Origin of the sequence: Motilibacter rhizosphaerae (assembly GCF_004216915.1) — a bacterium.
GTDB lineage: Bacteria > Actinomycetota > Actinomycetes > Motilibacterales > Motilibacteraceae > Motilibacter > Motilibacter rhizosphaerae.
The window spans coordinates 681767-704281 of record NZ_SGXD01000003.1; the positions used below are offsets into that span (position 1 = coordinate 681767).

The following is a 22515-nucleotide window of genomic DNA, read 5'->3' on the forward strand; positions in this document are numbered from 1 at the left end:
CCTCCCCTAGACCAGCGTGCGGCTCCTTCGCCCCTGCTCGGCCAACGATGCCCCAGCAACGGGGGTTCCGCTCCCGCGCACGCGCGACAGCAGTGCCAAGAGCACCCAGAAGAGGACGCCCGGTGCTCCCGTCAGGGGGTTGCCGAGCAGCAGCTGCACCAGCAGCCCGGCCACCGCGGCGCCGCAGGCCACGAGGAAGTCGTCGTCGGACTCCCGCGCTCGTCGCCAGGCCGCGCACACCGCGAGGAGCAGCACGACGAGCAGCACCAGCCCCAGCGGCAGGCCGTAGGTGTAGAGCACCTCGAGCAGCCCCGAGTCGAACGTGCCCGCCGCGCCCGGCTTCCCCTGGGCGTTGCTGAGCTTCGTGCTGACGCCCGTGGAGCCCAGCCCCTTGCCGGTGGCCGAGCCCAGGACGACCGGCAGCGTCTTGCGGTAGACGTCGGTGCGGTCGTTGAGGCTCTTGTCCTTGCCGCCGGACTGGTAGGAGTTGGCGACCCGCTCCCCGATCGCCTCGCCCACGGGGCCCCCGACGAACGCGAGGCCGACGACCGTGAGGGTCGCCGCCAGCACGATCGCCACGAGCGCGCGGGTGCGCCCGGCGCGGGCGAGCGCCCCGACGGCGATGACGATGCCCAGCCAGGCGGTGCGGACGAGGGAGAGGCCGATGCCGACGACCCCGGCGGCCGTGGCGAGGGCGCGCCCCCGGCTGCGCGCTCCGGCGAGCACCATGATGAGCAGCGCGCCCAGCACCGCGCCGTACGGGTTGGGCGAGTTGAGCGTGCCGAAGACGCGCACCTGGAACGGGTGCGGGTTGCCGATCGAGTTGATCGGCGCGTTGCGCATCCAGAACGCGTCCCACTCGGGCAGCACGAGGAACTGCACCAGGCCGTACGCGCCGAGCACGATCGCGCCCCACAGCGCGGTGCGCTCGAGCGCCCGGCGCAGCACCGGGGTCTCGGGGCCGGCTCCCGCCGCCCACGCGCCCACGAGGACCGGCGGCAGCCAGTCGAGCAGGCCGCCGAGCGCGGGGGCCTTGCCGTTGACGAGGGCTCCGGTGACGAAGGCGAAGACCACCGCCGTGAGCGCCGTGGCCAGGGCGCGGGTCATGTCCGGCGCCACGCGGCGGTGCGCGCGCAGGGCGGGGACGAGGCACACGCAGCTGGCGACGGGCATCGCGAGCATGACGGTGCTCTTCGGCGTCCAGCCGACCCCGAAGTCCACCACCCGGCGCATCTCCGGGCCGAGGAACCACAGCCAGAGCGTGAACACGAGGAAGTCCGCGGTCTCCCGCCGCCGCAGCAGCAGCGCGCAGCAGACGACGGCACCGGCGGGGTACGCGTAGGCCACCAGGCGGCCCTGGTGCAGCACGAACGCGGCCAGGAAGCAGACGGCGTGGAAGCCGACCACCCACGCCCAGACCGGCAGTCGCCCGCCCGGGGCGCGCACGTCCTCGGCGCTGGGGGCAGCAGCGTGCCCGGCAGGAGCGGCGGCGGGACCGCCGACGGCGGCGTGCCGCGCCGCCGTCGGCGCGCTCAGGGCTAGCCCCCGGTCGGGCTCGGCGCCGAGCCGCGCTGGCCGGCGGCGTCGCCGCTGCCGGGGTCGAGGTCGTGCTGCCCGGCCGGGCGGTGGTCAGCGGTCCGGTGGTCGACCACCCGGTGGTCGTGCGCCAGGGCCTCGACCGTCCGCTGCTCGACGGTCTGGGGCTCCGGGCGCGCGCTCGAGCGGGCGTCGTCGGACGCCCGTTGCCGGGTGGACCGGTCCTCGTAGTAGGGCGCGAACGAGCCCTTCTCGAGCCGGGCCTTGTTGGCGACGACGCCGAGCACGCGCGCCGGGATCGGCGCCACGACGGTCGACAGGCGCGCCAGCGCGCGGCGCCGCGAGGAGGTCATGGACGCGACCAGCAGGACGTTGCCGACCTTCGGGGCGAGCACGGCGGCGTCGGTGACGGCGAGCAGCGGGGAGGCGTCGATGACGATGACGTCGAAGCGCTCCTCGAGCAGCGCGAGCACGTCGTCCATGCGCCCCGAGCCGAGCAGCTCGACGGGGTTGGGCGGGCAGGCGCCGGCCGGGAGCAGGGAGAGCCCCTCCTGGCGGGTGGCGACGACCGCCGAGCCGACGGCGCTGGCGAGCTGCTCGCGCCGGGCGGAGTCGCTGCCCGCCGTGAGGCGCAGGGCGAGGACCCCGGACAGGCCCGGGCTCGGTGCGGTGCCGGCGAACAGCGCCTCGAGCCGCGGGCGCCGCAGGTCGCCCGAGACGACGACCGTGCGCAGCCCGGCCTGGGCGAAGGTGAGCGCCAGGTTGGCGGCGGTGACCGTCTTGCCCTCGCCCGGCATCGCGCTGGTGACGAGCAGCTTGGAGACCGGCTGCTCGATGCCGAGGAACGTGATGTTCGTGCGCAGCGCCCGCGTCGCCTCGGCGAAGGTGCCCGAGGAGTCCGCCAGCGCCGCGACGTAGCGCTCCCGCTTGGCGGTCTTGCGGTCGCGCGGGATCTCGCCGAGCACGGGGACGCCGAGGATGTCCTCGAGCTCCTCGCGCGAGCGGAGCCGGTCGTCGAGCTGCTCGCGGAGGAACGCCGCACCGAGTCCCAGCACCAGGCCGAACAGCGCGGCGAGGACGATCTCGGTCTTCAGCGAGAGCCCCGTGGGCGACCCCGGACCGTCGGCGGGCCCGACGAGCTGGGCTCCGCCCTTCTTCATGCCGGCGTCGATCGTGAGGTCCTGCTGCTTGGAGAACAGCGCGGTGTACTGCGCGATCGCGGCTTGGAGGGCGGCACTGTTGGCCGTGCCCTTGGAGGCGTTCTGCAGGGCGGTGATCTGCGTGGAGAGCGTGTCCAGCTCGCGCCCGATCCCGTCGGCGGCCGTCTGGAGCGACTGCTGGGCCTGGGTCTTGTTGTACTGGATGTACGCCCGACCCACCGCGTTGGCAGCGTCGGTCGCCTTGAGGGCGTCGGTCGAGGTGACCGTGATCTCGACGGTGTCCGCAGAGTCGTCCGCGACGACGGAGAGGTGCCGGCGCAGGTCGTTGACAGGCAGCCCCGCGTCGCGCGCGGCGGCGGAGACCACCTGCGGGCTCATCATCACGCTGAGCTGGCCCGCCTGGTAGCGGACCGGGTCGGTCGTGTCCCCGGTGTCGCTCGAGACGCCGCGCTCGGAGAGGTCGTTCGGGAGCAGGAGCACCTGCGCGGTGGAGGAGTAGACGGGGACGGCGCGCTCGTGCGCCAGCACCCCGAGCGGGACGCACACCAGCAGGGCGATGAGGACGTAGCCCCACCGTCGCCGGACGACCCCCAGGTAGCTGCTGAGACTCACGCTCCTCCTCCCCTACGCGCGACCGACGGGCGCGCCGGGCGGTCCCGGCGGCCGACCTGCCGGGGGCGCCTGGGCGCTGCGCTCCCCATCGGCCGCACGCACCCACATCGCAGTATTCCACCCGTACCAGTCGGGCGAGGACGCTCCGCGGACCCTCCCCTGACCGGAGCAGGCGCGCCGTGCCCCGACGCGCTACGCGGTCGTGGCCTCCCGGACACGTACGCCCGTCCCAGGCTGCCGGGTTGTTGCGAAGGGGTGAAATCCCCCTCGCCGCGTCCGTGGTCCGGCGCGATCTGGTTCCATGGGAGTTCGCCATGGCGGGGGGGCCGCCTGCGAGGACGCCGGCGGGCACCCGCGGGGGTCCGCAGCGGCAGGAGGGTGAGGGTCATGCTGGCAGCAGTGCCGGAGCGGCGTGCTCAGCGGGGACCGGTGGGCGCATGAGCGGCGACCGCACGTCGCACGGGAGCGCGACCGTGCCGCTGCTCACGCTCGCGATCCCGACGTACAACCGGGCACCCCAGCTCGACGAGCTGCTCGCCCACCTCGTGGCCGAGCTCGCTCCCGTCGACGTGGCGTGGGAGCTCGCGGTCCACGACAACGCCTCGACCGACAGCACCTCCGAGGTCGTCGAGCGCTGGCAGCGCAAGGTCGGCGAGGAGCGCTTCCGCTACGTCCGCCACCAGCGCAACACCGGCGGCATCGCCAACCTCGTCTCGACGCTCGAGCTGGCCCGCGGCACCTGGGTCTGGACCCTGGGCGACGACGACGTGCTCCACCCCGGCTGCGTCGCCGAGGTCATCCGGATCGTCCAGGAGCAGCCGGACCTCGCCCTGCTGTTCCTCAACTTCTGCGGCCGCAACGGCATCACCGGCGAGATGACCAAGCCGCACTACTTCGACACGGCGGCCGCCGGTCGCACCGAGGACGGCCGCGCCGCCTTCATGCACCAGTTCGCCCACGACATGGGCAGCGTCATCTTCCTCACGGCCTGCATCTACCGCACGGACTACGCCCAGCAGGCGGTCGCCTCCTGGCAGGGCTCGCTGGACAACTGGGCGCTCGCCGCCTACCTCACCGGCGCCACCGCCGCCCACGGGCCGGTCCTCGTGACCGAGCGCAACTGGGTCGACTGCATCGAGGCGGTCAGCTCGTGGATGCAGCAGAAGGGCCTCTGGGCCAAGATCCAGTACCACGACGTCCCCGTCGCGATGAGCGCGCTCGTCGGCCAGGGCTACCCCGTCGAGTGGTGCCGTCGCATGGGCCTGCACCTGCTCACCCGCCCGTTGTCACCGAAGGCGCTCGTGCGCCACGTGCGCGCCGCCTACTACTACCCGCGCTACCTGCGCGCGCTGCCGCGCGTGCTCTTCCTGAAGGAGGCGTCATGAACGTCGACACCACCGTCCGCGTCGTCCGCCGCGCGGCCCGCCGCGGCACCCGCGAGGCGCGTCAGGCGGTGCTGGACGCGACCTTCGCCGTCCAGGCCCGCCACCAGCGCGTCGGCCTGCCCCCGCTCGAGGGCGAGGCGCAGCGCATCGTCGCGGCGCTGCAGCGCGGCGAGGCGGCCGCAGCCGGCCTCGACGAGCTCAAGTTCGGCACCACGGCCGAGATGGAGCGCGTGGGCCGCCAGATCCTCGCCGACATGGCCGAGGAGCCGAGGCTCGCGTCCGAGGTGCGCGGGCCGAGGATCCGTACGGCGACCGCAGTCCCGGCCCTGCGTGCCTGGGCGCTGGAGCCGCAGATGCTCGCCATCGCGTCCAACTACATCGGCTCTCCGGCGGTCTTCCAGGGCGTGCACGCGCGCATCGACCCCGTCAGCAGCGCGCAGGACCTCACCGAGCTGTGGCACCGCGACGGCGAGGACCGCCGCATGCTCAAGGCGTTCGTCTACTTCCACGACATCACCATCGACCACGGGCCGTTCGAGTACGTCGTGGACAGCGAGCTCGACAAGGGCCTGCGCCGCCGCATCCTCGGCGGCATCCGCGACGCCGAGCGGAACGGCCGGCTCGGCCTCGACGACGACGAGATGGCCGCGCTGGTGCCGCGCAGCCAGTGGCGCAACGGCGAGGTCCCGGGGCGCACCGCGCTGTTCGCGGACCCGACGGCCTTCTTCCACCACGGCAGGCTGCGGACCAAGGCGCGCTCGTCGCTGTTCTTCGTCTACACCTCGGCGTTCCCGCGCGAGCCCGGCCACTGCCGGCAGTACTGGGACGACACCTTCCCGGCCCCGACCGGGTTCTGAGCGAGAGCGAGAGCGGGACCATCAGCACGGGACGCGGGAGCGGTCGCTCCCTGTCATGGCACGTCGCCCTCACGGGCCTGTCCAACGTCGGCATCCTCGCGGTCAACCTCGCCACCGGGGTGCTGGTCGCCCGCAGCATCGGCCCGGGTGGCCGCGGTGACCTCGCCGTCCTCGCGACGCTGACGCAGTTCACGGGGTGGATCGCGGCGCTCGGCACCAACGAGGGCGTCGCCTTCCTCGCCTCGAAGCGCGAGGAGGACATCCCGCGGATCGTCGGCACCGCGCTCGCCTTCCTGGCCGGGCTGGGCCTCGTCGGCGTGGTGCTGGCCGAGCTCGCGCTGCCGCTCGTGCTCCACGCGCAGCACCAGTCGGTCATCGACACCGGGCGCTGGTTCGTCCTCAGCGTCGTGCTCGTGCTCGCGACGTCCCAGCTGCAGAGCCTGCTGGGCGGGTCGCACGACTTCGCCGGGATGAACGTCCTGCGCGTGCTGCAGCCGACGGGGTACCTCGTCGGGCTGGTGGTGCTCGCGCTCACCGTCCGGCTCACCGTCGACGAGGTGCTGCTCGCCAGCATCGCGTCGAGCGTGCTGGCGCTGGGCGTCGTGGGCGCGCGGTTCCTCCGCAGGGTCGGCGTCGCGCGCCCGTCGCGCGAGGTCGCCCGCGCGGCGCTCGCCTTCGGGATCAAGGTGCAGGGCAGCCTGTTCGGCGGGCTGGTGAACGGCCGGCTCGACCTGCTCATGATGCCGGCGTTCCTCAGCGTCGCGACGGTCGGCCTCTACTCCGTCGCCACGAACACCGCGGGCATCCTGTTCGCGCTGGTCGGCGTGCTGGGCCAGGTGGTCTTCCCGGCGGCCGCGCGCCGCGGCGGCGCGGAGGGGATGCGGCTGGTGGTGCGCGCGGGTCGGATCACGGTCGGCACGGCGGGCGCGGTCGCGCTCGTCCTGGGCGTGCTCGCCCCGTGGCTGCTCCCGCTGGTCTACGGCGACGCCTTCCGCGGCTCCGCGGTCCCGCTGCAGATCATGCTCCCGGGCGTGGTCCTCGCCGCGACGAGCCAGGTCCTCGACGCCGGGCTGCAGGCCACCGGCCGACCGGGCGCCGCGAGCATCTGCCAGCTGTGGGGGCTCGTCGTGACCGTGGTCGGGCTCTCGGTCTCGCTGGAGCCCTTCGGCATGGACGGCGCCGCGACGGTGACGACGCTGTCGTACCTCACCTGCTTCGTCGCCGCCCTCGTCTACCTGCGCCGGGAGCCCGGCTTCTCGGTGCGCGCGCTGTTCAGCCCGCGGCGGTTCGTCGCCGACGGCCTCGACGTCTCCCGGACGCTGCTGCGCCGACGAGGGACGGCGCCCGGGCCCGAGCTGTCGAAGGTCGCCTGAGCTCCCTGTCGGGCGCATTGGGCCGTACGGGGCGGTTGAGGCAGGGATGGGCCGGTTCTCCCGCTCGGGAGCGGGCCAACCGATAGCCTGGACGCGTACGGCCGCTTCCTGAGCACGACAGATCCCGGGCCCACGGCGCGAGTCCCGGAGCCACGCGGGTGGCCAGCACGTCGGAAGCCGACCAGAAGACGCCCACAGGGGGGACCCACACACCATGCGCATCCTCGTCACCGGCACCGAGGGCTACCTCGGCTGCCTGCTCGCTCCCGAGCTCGACCGTCGCGGTCACGACGTCCGCGGCCTGGACACGGGCTTCTTCAAGTACGGCTGGCTCTACCGCGGCACGGACCGCTCGGTGGCCACCATCGACAAGGACATCCGCCACGTCACCGTGGACGACCTGCGCGGCTTCGACGCGGTCGTGCACATGGCCGAGCTGTCCAACGACCCGCTGGGCGACCTCATCGGCGAGATCACCTACGACATCAACCACAAGGGCACGCTGCGCCTGGCCACCCTCGCCAAGGAGGCGGGTGTCGAGCGGTTCGTGTTCATGTCCTCCTGCAGCGTCTACGGCGTGGCCGAGGGCACGGTCGACGAGACCTCCCCGATCAACCCGCAGACCGCGTACGCCGTGTGCAAGGGGCTCATCGAGCGCGATGTCACCAAGCTCGCGGACGACAGCTTCTCCCCCACGTTCATGCGCAACGCCACGGCGTTCGGCGCCTCGCCGCGCATGCGGTTCGACATCGTGCTGAACAACCTCTCGGGCCTCGCGCACACCACCGGCCAGATCGCGATGACGAGCGACGGCACCCCGTGGCGCCCGCTCGTGCACGCCCTCGACATCGGCAAGGCGATCCGCTGCGTGCTCGAGGCGCCGCGCGAGGCCGTGCACAACGAGGTCTTCAACGTCGGCAGCAACGAGCAGAACTACCAGGTCCGCGACATCGCGGAGAAGGTCGCCGCGGCGTTCCCCGGCTGCACCACGAGCTTCGGCGAGCCCGGCGCGGACAACCGCAGCTACAAGGTGAACTTCGACAAGATCTACTCGCAGCTGCCGGGCTTCTCCTGCGACTGGGACGCCGACAAGGGCGCCGCGCAGCTGGCCGAGGTGTTCGCGCGCATCGACCTCGACGAGGCGACCTTCAAGGGCCGCGGCCACACGCGGCTCAAGCAGCTCGAGCACCTGCTCGCCACCAAGCAGATCGACGCCGACCTCTTCTGGACCGCCCCGTGATCTTCACGCAGACGGCGCTCGCGGGCGCCACCATCATCGACCTCGAGCGGCGCGAGGACGAGCGCGGCTTCTTCGCGCGCACCTTCTGCCGCAAGGAGTTCGCGGACGCCGGGCTCGACCCGATGGTCGAGCAGTGCAACCTGTCCTACAACTACAAGGCCGGGACGCTGCGCGGCATGCACTACCAGGTCGCGCCCGCCGAGGAGGCGAAGCTCGTGCGCTGCACGAGCGGCGCCATCCTCGACGTCATCGTCGACATGCGCCCCGACAGTCCGACGCACCTGCAGCACATCGCGGTCGAGCTCACCCAGCAGAACCGCCGCGCGCTGCTCGTGCCGCCGATGTTCGCGCACGGCTACCTCACCCTGACCGACGACGCCGAGGTCGTCTACCAGGTGAGCGAGACCTACACCCCGGGCACCGAGCGCGGCCTGCGCTACGACGACCCGGCGCTGGGCATCGACTGGCCGGTCGAGGTCGCCGTCATCAGCGCCAAGGACGCGGCCTGGCCGCTGCTCTCGGAGCAGGGGATCTCGGCGTGATCCTCGTCGACACCGCGCTCAAGCAGCGCGCGGCCGAGGGGCGGCCCATCCGCGTCGGGATGATCGGCGCGGGCTTCATGGGCCGCGGCGTGGCCAACCAGATCATCAACTACACCGAGGGCATGGAGCTGGTCGCGGTCTCGAACCGCCGGCTCGAGGGCGCCGTCCGGGCGTACGCCGAGGCGGGCGTCGACGAGACCGCGACGGTCTCCGACGCGGCCGGTGTCAGCGACGCGGTCCGGCGCGGAGTGCCTGCGGTCACGGAGGACCCGTTCGCGCTGGTCGACGCCGAGGGCATCGACGTCCTCTGCGACGTCACCGGCGCGGTGGAGTTCGGCGCGCGGGTGACGCTCGCCGCCTTCGCGGCCGGCAAGCACATGGTGACGATGAACGCCGAGCTCGACGGCACCGTCGGCCCGCTGCTCAAGGTGCTCGCCGAGCAGGCCGGGGTCATCTTCTCCGGCGTCGACGGCGACCAGCCGGGCGTGGAGGTCAACCTCTTCCGCTTCGTCACGCAGCTCGGCCTCACGCCGCTGGTGATGGGCAACATCAAGGGCCTGCAGGACCCCTACCGCAACCCCACCACCCAAGAGGGGTTCGCCAAGCAGTGGGGCCAGGACCCGGCCATGGTGACGAGCTTCGCCGACGGCACGAAGGTGTCGTTCGAGCAGGCGATCGTCGCCAACGCCACGGGGATGACGGTGGCGAAGCGCGGCATGGGCGGTGCGGACCACCGCGGCCATGTCGACGAGCTCACCACGGCGTACGACGTCGAGGAGCTGAAGAAGCTCGGCGGTGTCGTCGACTACGTCGTCGGGGCCAAGCCCGGGCCGGGCGTCTTCTGCCTCGCCACCGTCGAGGACCCGAAGCAGCGCCACATGCTCAACCTCTACAAGCTCGGCGAGGGGCCGCTCTACAGCTTCTACACGCCGTACCACCTGTGCCACTTCGAGGTCCCGACCTCGCTCGCCCGGGCGGTCCTCTTCGGCGACGCGCCGATCGTCGCCGCGGGGGCCCCGCAGGTCGAGGTCGTCGCGACGGCGAAGGTCGACCTCAAGGCCGGGCAGGTCCTCGACGGGCTCGGGGAGTACCACACCTACGGCGAGGCCGAGGCGGCCGACGTCACCGCCCGCGAGCGGCTGCTGCCGATGGGCGTGGCCGAGGGGTGCACCCTCGTGCGCGACGTGCCCAAGGACGCGACCCTGACCTACGACGACGTCATCGTCCCGGAGGGTCGCCTCATCGACGACCTCCGCCGGCGGCAGGCGGAGCACTTCGGGGCGTAGGAGCACCGGCGCGGCAGGGGGTCCTGCGGCGCGAGCACGTGGCAGAGGGGGCGTCCCGCCGGGGCGCCCCCTCTGCTGTGGGTGCTGGGCTGTGCGTGCCGGGCCGTGCGTGCCGGGCTGTGCGTGCCGGGCTCAGCCGCGGGTGCCGGACTGGCCGCGCACCCGCTGGGCCAGCGCGAGCGCGCGCCCGGTGGGGAACGGCGCGGCCGCCAGCGCGTACGCCGCGAGGGCGCGCGGAGAGGCACCGCCGCGCAGCACCGGCCCGAGGACGGAGCGCGCGCCCGCCCGGTCGCCCTCGCGCAGCAGGGTGATCCCGAGACCGGTGCGCCAGTGGCGCGCCTCGCGCTCGAGCTCCGGACGCAGGTCCGCGGTGGCGGGGTCGGCCAGGAAGCGGTCGTAGCAGTAGCTCAGCGCCCGGTCGTAGCGCGCGCCCGAGGTGATGGACTGGCCGTGGTAGCGGTAGCGCGTGAGCCGCTCCGGGGTGAACCACGCCCCCGACCCGTCGCGGGCGGCGAGGTAGCCGATCCAGAGGTCGTAGTTGGTGCCGACCTCCTCCGGGAAGTCGGACCAGTCGACCGCCGAGGAGCGGAACACCGTCGACATCGCCACCGGCACGGCGCGCTCGAGGACGGCCTGGCGCAGGAACGGTCGCAGGACCCCCTCGCTGAGCGAGGAACGCCCCCAGGCACGGGAGTTCTCCTCCGTGCCCTCCGGGTCGACGACGCCCTTCTCGTCGATGAGCCAGTGGTCGCTGAAGGCGACGGAGAGGGTGGGGTCGGCCTCGAGCGGCGGCACCAGCCGCTCGAGGAAGGTGGGCTCGTAGACGTCGTCGTCGTGCAGCGTCGTGAGCAGCGCCGCCCGCGCGTCCTGGTACGCGTTGAGCGCGTTGCGCGTCGCGCCGACGTTGCCCTCCGCGTTGGTGCGGTAGCGGATGCGCGGGTCGGCGTAGGACTCGAGCAGCTCGCGCGTCGCCGGCGAGGAGGCGTTGTCCGACACGAGGAGCTCGAACTCGCCGAGGGTCTGCGCGAGCGCGCTCTCCACGGCCTCGCGGATGTAGTCCATCCGCAGGTAGGTCGGCATGACGATCGTCACGCGCGGTGCGCCCGCGGCTCGGGAGCGGTCGGCCACTCGTCCCCCCGGAGTCGGCTGCGGCCAGCCTAGCGGCCTGCTCGCGGCGCGGGAGGAGTGTTGCTCCATCCGAGGGAGTCTGCCCGGGAACGACGTGACTTGCCTATGCTCGTACCGAGGGGACGGTCGGGGGGCCGTGCCGGCGAGGGGGGATCACGACGTGGGACTCGCGTCCGCAGCGCGCCGTGCTGCGGTGCCCGCCCAGCGCGGCAGCCGCGCCCTCTGGGAGCGCCGCGGCACCGACCGCACCGCGCAGATCGCCTCCACCAGCGCGCTCGTCGTCGCCCCGCACGCCGACGACGAGACCCTCGGCTGCGCCGTCACGATCATGCGCAAGCGGGCCGCCGGGAGCCGGGTCCGGGTGCTCGTCGTCAGCGACGGCGCGTACTCCCTCGACACCGCCCCGCACACCCACCCCGAGCTCGTCGCCCTGCGCGAGCAGGAGGCGCGGACCGCGGCCGGACTGCTCGGCGTCGCCGCCGAGGACGTCTCCTTCGGCGGCCTGCCCGACGGCGGTCTCGCCCAGCGCCGCGACGAGGTGCGCGCCCTGCTGGAGCGCGCCCTGGCGGAGGAGCGACCGGAGCAGCTGCTCGTGCCGGTCTCCTGCGACGGCCACCCCGACCACGACGCGGTGAGCCGCGTGGCGGCCGAGCTCGTGGCCGACCTCGCTACCCAGCCGGGCGAGCCGCCCGTCGAGCTGCTGGAGTACCCCGTCTGGATGTGGACGCACTGGCCGTTCACCAGCCCCGCCGGCGGCGCGGGGCCGGCGCAGCGCGCGCTCGGGCTGCCCCGCCGGCTCTCCTCGCCCCGCCCGTACCTCGTGAGCACGGCGGGCCACCTCGAGCAGAAGCGGGCGGTCGTGGCGGCGTACAAGACCCAGGTCGAGCCGTACGGCGGGGAGGTCGCGCTCTCCCCGGCGTTCCTGGCGCACTTCCTGGGGCCGTGGGAGGTCCTGCTGCCGGGCGGGTCCATGAGCCACTTGGGGAGCCACCTGGGGGACCACCTCGGGAGCAGCGCGTGAAGGTGCTCATGATGACCCACGACGTCGGCCTCGTCGGGGGGATCGAGCGCAGCCTGCTGCTCGCCGCCGGCGCGCTGGTGGACCAGGGCCACACCGTCTACCTCGCGCACGGCGAGGGCACGGTCGGCCCCGACGCGCCCTTCGCGGAGTCGCTGTTCCTGCCCGCCTTCTTCGACCGCGGCCCCAAGTGGGAGAGCCGCCAGGTGCGCAGGGAGGTCCGCCGCCTGCGGGACTTCGTGCGGGACAACGGCGTGGAGCTGCTGCACGTCCACGGGATCCCGCGCAACGCCGTGCAGTTCCGGCTGCCGCGCATCGCGCCGACGGTGACGACGTACCACAACCTCTCCTGCCCCAACACTGCGCGCTACCAGTGGGGTCCGCGCCAGCCCTGCAGCCGCACCATCGGCGTCTCGTGCGTCACCACCGGCTACCGCCGCCTCGGCTGCGGGCGCGTGGGCGACGGGAGCCCCCTCGGGCTGCTGCAGTTCCTGCGCGGCATGCAGCAGGACCGGCGGATGCGCGCCGCCGTGCGCCGCTCGGACCGCATTGTCGCCCCGAGCGCGTGGACCCGCGACCTGCTCGTCAGCGAGGGTGCCGACCCGGCGCGCGTCGACGTCGTCGCGCCGCCCATCACGACGTTCGCCCGGCGCACCCCGCCCGACGCGCAGCGGGTGCCGCTCGTCAGCTACGTCGGGCGCCTCGTCGACTTCAAGGGGGTGGACGTCGTGCTGCGCGCCTCGCAGGCGATCGACGTCCCCCACCGGGTGGTCATCGCCGGTGACGGTCCCGTCCGCGGCGAGCTCGAGGCGCTCGCCGCCGAGCTCGGGATCGCCGAGCGCGTCGAGTTCGTCGGCAGCGTCTCGCCGGAGGCGGCGCAGGAGCTGCGCGAGGCCAGCGCGGTCGTGGCCGTCCCGTCGCTGGTGCCGGAGACGTTCTGCATGGCCGGGCCGGAGGCGCTGGCCGTCGGCACCCCCGTCGTGGCGCACGCGGTCGGCGGCATGGGCGCCTGGATCTCGCAGGGCGGCCCGTTGGTCTCGGTCGCCGGGCTCTCCGAGGTCGGCGACTGGACGGCGCTGCTGCGCGAGCGGCTGCTGGCGGCACCCGACGGCGGCGACCGCCGTCGGGTCGAGTCGCGCATCCGTGCCGGGCTCTCGGTGCAGGCGCACACCGCCGCGCTGCTCGAGGTCTACGCCGCCGCGCTCGGCGCGGCGCCGCACCGGCCCGAGGCGGCGACCCGCGTGCCGGTCGGTGCGATGGCCGCCCTGCTGCCGCTGCTCGCCCTCGTCGCCCTCCTGGGCGGACTGGTCCTGGCGTAGCCCCGCCCGGGGCGGCACGGGTCTGGGACGATCCTCCTGTGGACCTGCGCGCTGGTGAGGACGGGGTCCTCGTGCTGTGCACCGCCAACCGGTGCCGCTCCCCGATCGCCGCCGCCCTGCTCGCGGGCCTGCTCGGCGACGTGCCCGCGGTGTCGTCCGCGGGGTTCCTCGAGCCGGGGCTGCCCGTCCCGCCCGAGGGGGTGGCCGCGCTGCCGGCCTGCGCCCCGGAGCTCGCCGCGCACCGCAGCAGGCGCGTCGACGCGGCGGCGCTGACGGCCGCCGGTCTCGTCGTCACCATGGAGCGGGCCCACGTCCGCGACGCGGCCGTGCTGGCGCCGGCCTGCTGGCCCCGCACCTTCCCGCTCGTCGACCTCGCCGCCCGCGTGCAGCGCGTCGGAGGGCGCCTGCCCGGCGAGGGGCTGCGCGCGTACGCCGCCAGGCTGCACGAGGGCCGGCGGCTGGACTCGGTGCTGCGCGGGAGCGCGGCGGACGACGTGGCCGACCCCATGGGGCAGTCCGGCGCGGCGTACGTCCGGACGGCGGAGGAGCTGCGCCGCCTGCTCGAGCCGGTGGCCGCGGCGCTGCGGCCCCGCTAGCGCGGACTCGGAGGGGGACGGGCTAGTAGGCGCCGTGGCTGAACAGCACGGCGGACGCGGTGCGCACGAGGATGACGAGGTCGTACGCGAACGACCAGTTCTCGACGTAGCGCAGGTCGAGCCGCACCGACTCCTCCCAGCTGAGGTCGGAGCGCCCGCTCACCTGCCACAGCCCGGTGACGCCGGGCTTGACGAGCAGCCGGCGGCGCACGTCGCCCGGGTAGAGCGCGACCTCGCGCGGCAGCGGCGGGCGCGGACCCACCAGCGACATGTGGCCGAGCAGGACGTTGACCAGCTGGGGCAGCTCGTCGAGCGAGGTCTTGCGCAGCAGCCGGCCGACGCGGGTGACCCGCGGGTCGTCGCGGACCTTGAACAGCAGCCCGCTGCCCTCGTCCTGCTCGGCGAGCTCGCCGACGAGCGCGTCGGCGCCCGTGACCATGCTGCGGAACTTCCACATCGTGAACTCGCGCCCGCGGACGCCCACCCGGCGCTGGCGGAACAGCGCGCCTCCGGGGCTGTCGAAGCGGACGGCGACGGCGACGGCGAGCAGCACCGGGGAGAGCACGAGCAGCGCCACGGCGGCGACGGCGCGGTCGAAGGCCGCCTTCGCCAGGCGGCGCGAGCCGCGCAGCTCCGGCGCCTCGACGTGGATGAGCGGCACGCCGCAGACGGGGCGGATGCCGACGCGCGGGCCGACCGCCTCCATGACGCCGGGCGCGACGAGCAGCTCGGCCCCGAGCTCCTCGAGCCCCCACCCGATGCGCCGCAGCGCCTCGGCGTCGAGCTCGGGGCAGCTGAGGACGACGACCGTGTCCACGGCGAGCGCCTCCGCGACCCGCACGACGTCGGCGAACGACCCCTCGACGGGGACGTCGACCTCCGCGAGGCGCCCGGCCTCGGCGCGCTGCGGCAGGCACGCCGCGACGACGTCCATGCCGTGGTACGGCGAGCGGGCCAGGGTGCTCGTCAGCCAGACGAGGCCCTCGGGGTGCCCGACCACGAGGACGCGGTCGCGGTCGAGGCCGCGCGCCCGGCGCCGGTGCGTGCGCCGGCGCAGCGCCCAGCGGGCGGCGAGGCTCAGCGAGACGGTGAGCGCGAGGGCGAGCAGGACCGGCGCGCGGGGCACGCTGGCGTCGAACGCCCAGGCCCCGGTGCCCACCAGGGCGGTGAGCGCCAGGCCGGCGACGCCGACGCGGCGGAACTCCTCCGAGCCGACGGAGGTGAAGCGGGTCTCGTAGCCGCGCAGGAGCACGACCACGAGGACCCAGGCCGCGGCGAGGGCCAGCACGGCGGCGGCGCTGGACCACGCGGCGTGCCGGGCGGCGGCGAGCGCACCGGCGACCAGCGCGGCCGTGAGGTCGGCGGCCAGCAGGCGCGCCTGGTCGGCGTCGTGCCAGCGGCGCCCCGCCGGCGACGCGGGCACCGCCTGGCGCGGGATCGCCGGCAGGCCGGCGCGGGCGGTCAGCCCGGTCAGGCCGGTCAGCTCAGCCGGCTCCGGACGACCGCGCCGCGGTCCCCCGAGCCTGGCCGAGTCGTCCGGCGAAGCGACGACGTCGGTCATGGTGTCCCCCCCTGTGACGGCCCCCCGGCACGAGCCGCGCACCGGGCGCGGCTCCGTCAACAGGGGGAAGTGTCGCACAAGCCGCACCTCCGTGCCCATGCTCCGAACGGTCCCTCCACCCGCTCGGGACCACGGTCGGCACTCCTCGTGACGGCCTGCTCGCAGCCCGTACGGCTGCGTGACGGGCCGTCGGTCCGAACGGGGGACGCGTTCACCCGTCTGTCACACGACGTGCGGACAGGGCGTGCCGGGCGCCGGTAGGGTCTGTCACCAGGAGCACTGCTCAGCAGCCAGGGGTGGGGCGGAGCGGTCCGGAGCAGGCAGCGATTCCCGGGGGGGAACATGACCAAGGTCGTCGTGGCTCACGACTACGTCTCCCAGCGCGGCGGTGCCGAGCGCGTCGCCCTGACGCTGCTGCGCACCTTCCCGGGGGCGCCGCTCGTCACGAGCGTCTACGACGCCGAGCAGACCTTCCCCGGCTTCCGGGCGCACGAGGTCCGCACCAGCCCGCTGCAGGCGGTGCCCGCGTTCCGCCGCGACCCGCGGCTCGCCCTCCCGCTGCTCGCCCCGGTGTGGAGCCGCACCCGGGTGACCCGCGCGGACGCCGACGTCGTCGTCGCCAGCTCGAGCGGCTGGGCCCACGGGCTCGCCACCGACCCGGGCGTCGGGCTGGTCGTCTACTGCCACAACCCGGCCCGCTGGCTCTACCAGAGCGACGAGTACTTCGCCGGCCGCCGCGTCGGCGCCAAGGCCATCAGCACGTTCGGCTCGGCCCTGCGCCGCTGGGACGGGAGCCACGCCCGCCGCGCCACCCGCTACCTCGCCAACTCGTCCTCGGTCGCGCGGCGCATCCGCGACGCGTACGGCATCGAGGCCGAGGTGCTCCCGCCGCCCGTCTCCGTCGACACCGCGGGCCCGATGGACCCGGTGCCGGGCCTCGAGCCGGGCTTCCTGCTCACCGTCGCCCGCGGTCGCGGCTACAAGAACACGAGCGTGGTCGAGGAGGCCGTCGCCGGCCTGCCCGGCGAGCGCCTCGTCGTCGTCGGCTCGGCGACCGCCGACGAGCCCGCCGCCTCGTCCGCCGTCGTCCGCCTCGGCCGCGTCAGCGACGCCCGGCTGCGCTGGCTCTACGCCAACGCCCGCGCGCTCGTCAGCGTCTCGTTCGAGGACTTCGGGCTCACTCCGCTCGAGGCCAACGCCTTCGGCACCCCCGCGGTCCTGCTCCGCGCGGGCGGCTTCCTCGACACCCTCGCCGAGGGCGTCTCCGGGGTCTTCGTCGACGCCCCCGAGGTCGGCGCGGTCCGCTCCGCGGTCCGCTCGCTGCCCGACCTCGACGCCGACCGGATCCGGCTGCACGCCGCGACGTACTCGGAGGCGGCGTTCCGCGCCCGCCTGCACGAGGTCGTCGAGGACGTGGCCGCCGGCCGCAGCTCGCGCGAGCGGGTCATCGACCTGCGCGACTCGGCGCGCACCGTCCGCCTGCCCGGCCAGTCGTCAGCGGCGGCGTCCTCGCCGGTCGCGGGGGCCTGAGCCCCGGGTGACCGGACCCGCCGCCGAGGTGCTGCTGACGGCGCCGGGCCCGGGGGGCGACGTCACCGACGTGCTCATGCTGGAGGACGACGTCAGCGCGTCGGCGGCACCGAGCGCAGCCTGCTGCTAGCGGCGGAGGCCCTCGACCGGCGCGGCGTGCGCGGTCCCGCTCGAGGACGTCGGCGGCTGGGCGCGCGCTCGAGGCCCTACTCGTGGCGCCCCCGGCGACTGAGCTCGGCGGCGCTCGACACCCTTGGGACGCGCAGGCCCGAGCGGCAACCCTGCCGGGCCTGCGCCACCGAGCAGAGCTCGCAGCGGCGGCGCCCCTCCCGCTACGCCGCGCCGTCGAACAGGCTGGTGACCGACCCGTCGTTGAAGACCTCCTGGATCGCGCGTGCGAGCAGCGGCGCGATCGGCAGGACCGTGAGCTTGTCGAACAGCCGCTCCGGCCCGATGGGCAGCGTGTCGGTGACGACGACCTCGGAGATGCGGCTGTTCTTCAGCCGGTCGACCGCCGGGCCGGAGAAGATGCCGTGCGTCGCGGTGACGATGACGTCGGCGGCGCCGTTCTCGAACAGCGCCTCGGCGGCCTTCACGATCGTGCCGCCCGTGTCGATCATGTCGTCGACCAGCACGCAGGTACGGCCCGCGACGTCACCGACGACCTCGTGCACCTTGACCTCGTTGGCGATGTTCGGGTCGCGGCGCTTGTGGATGATGGCCAGCGGCGCGTTGAGCGTGTCGGTCCAGCGCTCCGCCACCCGCACGCGGCCCGCGTCCGGGCTCACGATCGTGAGCCGGCTGCGGTCGACGCGGCTGCCGACGTGGCGGGCCAGCGTGGCCAGCGCGAACAGGTGGTCCACGGGCCCGTCGAAGAACCCCTGGATCTGCGCGGTGTGCAGGTCGACGACGATGAGCCGGTCGGCGCCCGCGGTCTTGTAGAGGTCGGCCATGAGCCGCGCGGAGATCGGCTCGCGGCCGCGGTGCTTCTTGTCCTGCCGGGCGTAGCCGTAGAACGGGATCACCACGGTGATGCGCTTGGCCGACGCGCGCTTCAGCGCGTCGATCATGATGAGCTGCTCCATGATCCACTGGTTGATCGGCGCGGTGTGGCTCTGGATGACGAACGCCTCCGAGCCGCGCACCGACTCCTCGAAGCGGACGAAGATCTCCCCGTTGGCGAACTCGAACGCCCGCGTGGGCACGAGGTCCACGCCCAGCTCGCGGGCCACCGCCGAGGCGAGCTCGGGGTGCGCCCGCCCCGAGAACAGCATCAGCTTCTTCTCGCCCGCCGCCGTCATGCCGCTCATGCCGAAGCCCCTTCGCCCGCTGCCGTGCCGTCCGTACCGGTCTCGCCCTGCCCTGCACCCGCGACCCTCGCCGCGGCGTCATCTGCGGCTCTCGCCGCGGCGTCGCTCGCCGTCCCCGCTCTCCTCCGCGCCACCCAGCCGTCCACGGCGCGCTGGCGGCCGCGGGCCACGCCCAGCGCGCCGGGCGGGACGTCGGCGGTGATGACCGACCCCGCCGCGACGTACGCACCGGCGCCCACGCGCACCGGCGCCACCAGCACCGTGTCGCTGCCGACGCGGGCGTGGGGGCCGACCTCGGTGCGGTGCTTGGCGACGCCGTCGTAGTTCGCGACGATCGTGCCGGCGCCGAGGTTGGCGCCCTCGCCGACGGTCGCGTCACCGACGTAGGACAGGTGCGGCACCTTCGCGCCCTCGCCGAGCACGGCGCCCTTCATCTCGACGAAGCCGCCGGCCTTCGCCCGCGCGCCGAGGACGGTGCCCGGCCGCAGGTAGGTGTACGGGCCGACCTCCGCCCCGGGGCCGATCCGCGCACCGTCCGCGGTGGTGCAGCGCACCCGGGCGCCGTCGCCCACCTCGGTGTCGGTGAGCGTCACGTCGGGGCCGACGACCGCGCCCGCCCCGACCGTCGTCCGGCCGTGCAGCCGGGTGCCGGGCAGCAGCACCGCGTCGCGCCCCACCTGCACGTCGGCGTCCACCCACGTCGTCCGCGGGTCGACGACGGTCGCCCCCGCGCGCATGAGGTCGAGCAGCCGGCGGTCGCGCAGGACCGCCTCAGCCTCGGCGAGCTGGACCCGGTCGTTGACGCCCGCGACGTCGAGGGGGTCGTCTGCGACCACAGCGGCGACCAGCCGTCCGTCGGCGCGCAGGATGCCGACGACGTCGGTGAGGTACTCCTCGCCCTGCGCGTTGTCGGTGGAGAGCCGCTCGAGCGCGCCGCGCAGGAGCTCGGCGTCGAACGCGTAGACCCCGCTGTTGATCTCGCGGACCTCGCGCTCCGCCGGCGTCGCGTCCTTGTGCTCGACGATGCCCGAGACGCCGCCGTCGGCGTCGCGCAGCACCCGGCCGTAGCCCGTCGCGTCGTCGAGGACCGCGCTCAGGACGGTGGCCGCGGCGCCGGCGCGGGCGTGGCCCTCGACGAGGGCGACCAGCGTGGAGCCGCGCAGCAGCGGGGTGTCCCCGGCGGTGACGACGACCGTCCCCGTGAGGCCCGGCAGCTGCTCGAGCGCGACGCGCACGGCGTGACCGGTCCCGCCCTGGCGCTCCTGCACGACCGTGCGGGCGGTGGGCGACGAGCCCGCGAGGTGCGCCTGGACCTGCTCGCGCCCCGCACCGACGACCACGACGAGCAGCCCCGGGGCGAGCGCGCCGGCCGCGGCGAGCACGGAGTCGACGAGCGGGCGCCCGCCCGCGCGGTGGAGCACCTTGGGCTGCGCGGAGCGCATGCGGGTGCCCTCGCCCGCGGCGAGCACGACGACGGCGGAGACCGCCGCGGAGGTCGCGCTGTCGTCCGGCCGCGGGGTGGGGTCCGACACGCACGCTCCCGGGGGCTCGACGGCTGCAGCAGGGCGGCGCGTGCGCGGGACGCGCGCCGCGGTGCCTCCCGCAGCGTACCGTCCGGCGGGCAGGCGTCCTGCCGCCGGACTGCGTCGTCGCGAGGCGCTCCGCCGCCGCTGTCAGCGCTGGCGGCTCCGCCGCTTGGACTCGAACCAAGACTCCGAGGCTCCAAAGGCCTGGGTGCTGCCGATTACACCACGGCGGACCGGCGCCGAGCGCCCGCACCAGTGTGGCACCGCCGCGTACGCGCGTCCGCTCCACCCGCTCACCGCTCCCGCACCGGAGCCCCGACGACGACCCGATCGTGTCGTACGCTCGACTGCTTACGGCGCCGTAGGTTACGGTTGCGTAGGGACGAGGGAGGCACCTCCCCGACCCACCCCCAGACCAAGGAGCCCAGTCGTGAGCGCACCCGCCGTCGACCGTCCGGTCGGCACTCCCGACGACATCCCCAAGGCCTTCCACGGGGACGACGAGAAGCAGACGTGGGAGCAGATCGCCCTCGCGGTCTTCATCGCCGTGCCGTTCCTCGCCCTCATCACGGCCGTGCCGGTGATGTGGGGCTGGGGACTCGGCTGGACCGACCTCGGCCTGCTGCTGTTCTTCTACTTCCTCAGCGGCTTCGGCATCACCGGCGGCTTCCACCGCTACTACACCCACGGCTCGTTCAAGGCGAAGCGCCCGCTGCGCATCGCGCTCGCCGTCCTCGGCTCGCTCGCCATCGAGGGCCCGGTCATCCGCTGGGTCGCCGACCACCGCAAGCACCACAAGTTCTCCGACAAGGAGGGCGACCCGCACAGCCCGTGGCGCTTCGGCGAGGACCTCCCGTCGCTGCTCAAGGGCCTGTTCTACGCCCACATGGGCTGGCTGTTCGACGTGGAGCAGACCAACCAGGCGCAGTACGCGCCGGACCTGCTCAAGGACAAGGACGTCGCGCGCGTCTCGCGCTCGTTCCCGTACATCGTCGCCGCGTCGCTGGCCGTCCCGGCGCTGCTCGGCGGGCTGCTCACGTGGTCGTGGCAGGGCATCTTCACGGCCTTCTTCTGGGCGAGCCTCGTGCGCGTCGCGCTGCTCCACCACGTGACCTGGTCGATCAACTCGATCTGCCACGCGATCGGCGAGCGCGAGTTCAAGAGCCGTGACCGCTCGGGCAACGTCTGGTGGCTGGCGATCCCGTCGCTCGGCGAGTCCTGGCACAACCTGCACCACGCCGACCCGACCTGCGCGCGCCACGGCGTCGAGCGCGGCCAGATCGACATCACCGCCCGCACCATCTGGGCGTTCGAGAAGCTCGGCTGGGCCTACGACGTGCGCTGGCCGAAGCGCGAGCGGGTCGACGCCAAGCGCATCGGCGCCGAGGACGAGCGCGCCGCCGCCTAGCGGGCGCAGCACCGCCAGCAGCACCGACAGCACTCACCAGGGCCCCGCGGCTCCCCCGAGAGGGGTCAGCCGCGGGGCCCTGCCGTGCGCATGCGGATGACGCGGCCGCGGGGCGGGGCGGAGCTGGTCCGGACCACGAGCGAGGGCGCGATCGTCTCGGAGTGGTGGGCGCGGTTGCCCTCGATCTGCGAGAGCAGCAGCGCGATGCTGCGCCGGCCGAGCGCCTCGAAGTCCTGCCGGACCGTGGTCAGCGGCGGCCAGAAGAACGCCGACTCCGGCAGGTCGTCGTAGCCCACGACGAGCACGTCCCCCGGGCACTGGCGCCCCGCCTCGCGCAGGGCGCGGAGGAACCCCAGCGCCATCTGGTCGTTGGCCACGAACACCGCCCGCACCTCGGGGTCGCGGGCGAGCTTCTGGCCCAGCGCGTAGCCCGAGTCCGCGCTCCAGTCCCCGCGCAGCAGCGGCGGCTCCGCCCGCCCGGCGTCGGCGAGCGCCGCCCGCCAGCCGCGGACGCGGCTCTCCGCCTCGACCCAGTCCGGCGGCCCGGCGAGGTGCCACACGGTCTCGACGCCCTGCTCCAGCAGGTGCTCGGTGGCGAGCCGGCCCCCGAGCTCCTGGTCGACGTAGACGCGCGGCGCACCGCAGTCGGGGTGCCCGTCGATGACGACGGCGGGGAACGCCTCCAGCCGGGCCAGCGCCTCCTGGCCGCGCTGCTGCGGCGCGATGACGACGACGCCCTCGACGCCCTGCTCGGCCAGCCGGCCGAGGGACTCGCCGATGCTGCCGCCGTCGAGCGCCCGGTCGTTGAGCATGCTGACGAAGTAGTCCTGCTGGCGCGCGGCCTGCTCGATCGCGTACAGCGCCGCGGTCGGCCCGTAGAGCCGGTCGCCGAAGTTGACGACGCCGATCGTCTGGGAGCGCCGGGTGACCAGCGCCCGCGCCGCGACGTTGCGCCGGTAGCCGAGGTCCGAGATCGCGGCGAGCACCCGCTCGCGGGTCTCCGGCAGCACGGCCGGGGAGTCGTTGAGCACGCGCGAGACCGTCTGGTGCGAGACGCCCGCCCGCGAGGCCACGTCGCGCATGGTCGCCGCTCGCGCCACTGGCCCTCCTCCGGGTCACGTCCCGCCG

19 protein-coding genes and 1 tRNA gene are annotated in these 22515 nt (G+C 74.4%); 12 read left to right on the forward strand and 8 right to left on the reverse strand.

The window, feature by feature from the left end; genetic code table 11:
• Positions 1 to 6: 6 nt before the first annotated feature.
• The gene (locus tag EV189_RS13950; RefSeq protein WP_130493530.1) at positions 7 to 1446 is read right to left on the reverse strand and encodes an O-antigen ligase family protein; all 1440 of its coding nucleotides are present in this window, start codon (positions 1444 to 1446) and stop codon (positions 7 to 9) included.
• A 92-nt stretch (positions 1447 to 1538) separates the two neighbouring features.
• Positions 1539 to 3308: a polysaccharide biosynthesis tyrosine autokinase gene (locus EV189_RS13955; RefSeq protein WP_130493531.1), complete on the reverse strand. Its 1770-nt coding sequence runs from the start codon at positions 3306 to 3308 to the stop codon at positions 1539 to 1541.
• A 437-nt stretch (positions 3309 to 3745) separates the two neighbouring features.
• Here EV189_RS13955 and EV189_RS13960 point away from each other — a divergent pair, with 437 nt between their 5' ends.
• From EV189_RS13960 to EV189_RS13985, 6 genes are all read left to right on the forward strand, one after another.
• Positions 3746 to 4693, forward strand: coding sequence for a glycosyltransferase family 2 protein (locus EV189_RS13960; protein WP_165400303.1), 948 nt, complete (start codon positions 3746 to 3748; stop codon positions 4691 to 4693).
• Positions 4690 to 5550 carry a hypothetical protein gene (locus EV189_RS13965; RefSeq protein WP_130493533.1) on the forward strand — a complete coding sequence of 287 codons (861 nt, stop codon included), beginning with the start codon at positions 4690 to 4692 and terminating at the stop codon, positions 5548 to 5550. The genes EV189_RS13960 and EV189_RS13965 overlap by 4 nt, the downstream gene beginning before the upstream one ends.
• Before the next feature lie 77 nt (positions 5551 to 5627).
• Positions 5628 to 6923, forward strand: coding sequence for an oligosaccharide flippase family protein (locus EV189_RS13970; protein WP_331250675.1), 1296 nt, complete (start codon positions 5628 to 5630; stop codon positions 6921 to 6923).
• Between the two features lie 214 nt (positions 6924 to 7137).
• A complete protein-coding gene (locus tag EV189_RS13975; RefSeq protein WP_130493535.1) occupies positions 7138 to 8163 on the forward strand; it encodes an NAD-dependent epimerase/dehydratase family protein in 1026 nt (341 codons plus the stop codon).
• A complete protein-coding gene (gene rfbC, locus EV189_RS13980; RefSeq protein WP_130493536.1) occupies positions 8160 to 8705 on the forward strand; it encodes a dTDP-4-dehydrorhamnose 3,5-epimerase in 546 nt (181 codons plus the stop codon). The genes EV189_RS13975 and rfbC overlap by 4 nt, the downstream gene beginning before the upstream one ends.
• Positions 8702 to 9991, forward strand: coding sequence for an NAD(P)H-dependent oxidoreductase (locus EV189_RS13985; protein ID WP_130493537.1), 1290 nt, complete (start codon positions 8702 to 8704; stop codon positions 9989 to 9991). The genes rfbC and EV189_RS13985 overlap by 4 nt, the downstream gene beginning before the upstream one ends.
• A 132-nt stretch (positions 9992 to 10123) precedes the next feature.
• On the opposite strand, the gene EV189_RS13990 is transcribed toward EV189_RS13985, so the two are convergent.
• Positions 10124 to 11188 (reverse strand): glycosyltransferase family 2 protein, encoded by a 1065-nt coding sequence (locus EV189_RS13990; RefSeq protein ID WP_130493538.1) that lies wholly within the window; start codon positions 11186 to 11188, stop codon positions 10124 to 10126.
• A gap of 91 nt (positions 11189 to 11279) precedes the next feature.
• Between EV189_RS13990 and EV189_RS13995 the strand changes: the two genes are divergently transcribed.
• From EV189_RS13995 to EV189_RS20265, 3 genes are read left to right on the forward strand one after another with little or no spacing between them, the layout of a single operon-like run.
• Positions 11280 to 12140 carry a PIG-L deacetylase family protein gene (locus EV189_RS13995; RefSeq protein WP_165400305.1) on the forward strand — a complete coding sequence of 287 codons (861 nt, stop codon included), beginning with the start codon at positions 11280 to 11282 and terminating at the stop codon, positions 12138 to 12140.
• The gene (locus EV189_RS14000) at positions 12137 to 13456 is read left to right on the forward strand and encodes a glycosyltransferase family 4 protein (protein ID WP_130493540.1); all 1320 of its coding nucleotides are present in this window, start codon (positions 12137 to 12139) and stop codon (positions 13454 to 13456) included. Before EV189_RS13995 ends, EV189_RS14000 begins: the two co-directional genes overlap by 4 nt.
• 38 nt (positions 13457 to 13494) lie before the next feature.
• A complete protein-coding gene (locus EV189_RS20265) occupies positions 13495 to 14052 on the forward strand; it encodes an arsenate-mycothiol transferase ArsC (protein WP_165400306.1) in 558 nt (185 codons plus the stop codon).
• 22 nt (positions 14053 to 14074) lie between these two features.
• Here EV189_RS20265 and EV189_RS14010 read toward each other — a convergent pair whose 3' ends face one another.
• Positions 14075 to 15613: a sugar transferase gene (locus EV189_RS14010; protein WP_130493542.1), complete on the reverse strand. Its 1539-nt coding sequence runs from the start codon at positions 15611 to 15613 to the stop codon at positions 14075 to 14077.
• Between the two features lie 342 nt (positions 15614 to 15955).
• Here EV189_RS14010 and EV189_RS14015 point away from each other — a divergent pair, with 342 nt between their 5' ends.
• Both EV189_RS14015 and EV189_RS21000 read left to right on the forward strand, forming a co-directional pair.
• A complete protein-coding gene (locus tag EV189_RS14015) occupies positions 15956 to 17143 on the forward strand; it encodes a glycosyltransferase (RefSeq protein ID WP_130493543.1) in 1188 nt (395 codons plus the stop codon).
• Between the two features lie 7 nt (positions 17144 to 17150).
• Positions 17151 to 17273, forward strand: coding sequence for a hypothetical protein (locus EV189_RS21000; protein ID WP_269204190.1), 123 nt, complete (start codon positions 17151 to 17153; stop codon positions 17271 to 17273).
• 202 nt (positions 17274 to 17475) lie between these two features.
• On the opposite strand, the gene EV189_RS14020 is transcribed toward EV189_RS21000, so the two are convergent.
• The 3 genes from EV189_RS14020 to EV189_RS14030 form a co-directional block, all read right to left on the reverse strand.
• Positions 17476 to 18453: a ribose-phosphate diphosphokinase gene (locus tag EV189_RS14020; protein WP_130493544.1), complete on the reverse strand. Its 978-nt coding sequence runs from the start codon at positions 18451 to 18453 to the stop codon at positions 17476 to 17478.
• Complete coding sequence (glmU, locus tag EV189_RS14025; RefSeq protein WP_130493545.1) at positions 18450 to 19985, reverse strand: bifunctional UDP-N-acetylglucosamine diphosphorylase/glucosamine-1-phosphate N-acetyltransferase GlmU; 1536 nt, start codon at positions 19983 to 19985, stop codon at positions 18450 to 18452. The genes EV189_RS14020 and glmU overlap by 4 nt, the downstream gene beginning before the upstream one ends.
• 154 nt (positions 19986 to 20139) lie before the next feature.
• Positions 20140 to 20212: transfer RNA gene (locus EV189_RS14030), tRNA-Gln, on the reverse strand.
• A gap of 197 nt (positions 20213 to 20409) precedes the next feature.
• Here EV189_RS14030 and EV189_RS14035 point away from each other — a divergent pair.
• On the forward strand, positions 20410 to 21387 hold the full coding sequence (locus EV189_RS14035) for an acyl-CoA desaturase (protein ID WP_196788575.1): 978 nt from the start codon (positions 20410 to 20412) through the stop codon (positions 21385 to 21387).
• A gap of 65 nt (positions 21388 to 21452) precedes the next feature.
• On the opposite strand, the gene EV189_RS14040 is transcribed toward EV189_RS14035, so the two are convergent.
• Positions 21453 to 22487 carry a LacI family DNA-binding transcriptional regulator gene (locus EV189_RS14040; protein WP_231116381.1) on the reverse strand — a complete coding sequence of 345 codons (1035 nt, stop codon included), beginning with the start codon at positions 22485 to 22487 and terminating at the stop codon, positions 21453 to 21455.
• Positions 22488 to 22515 lie beyond the last annotated feature (28 nt).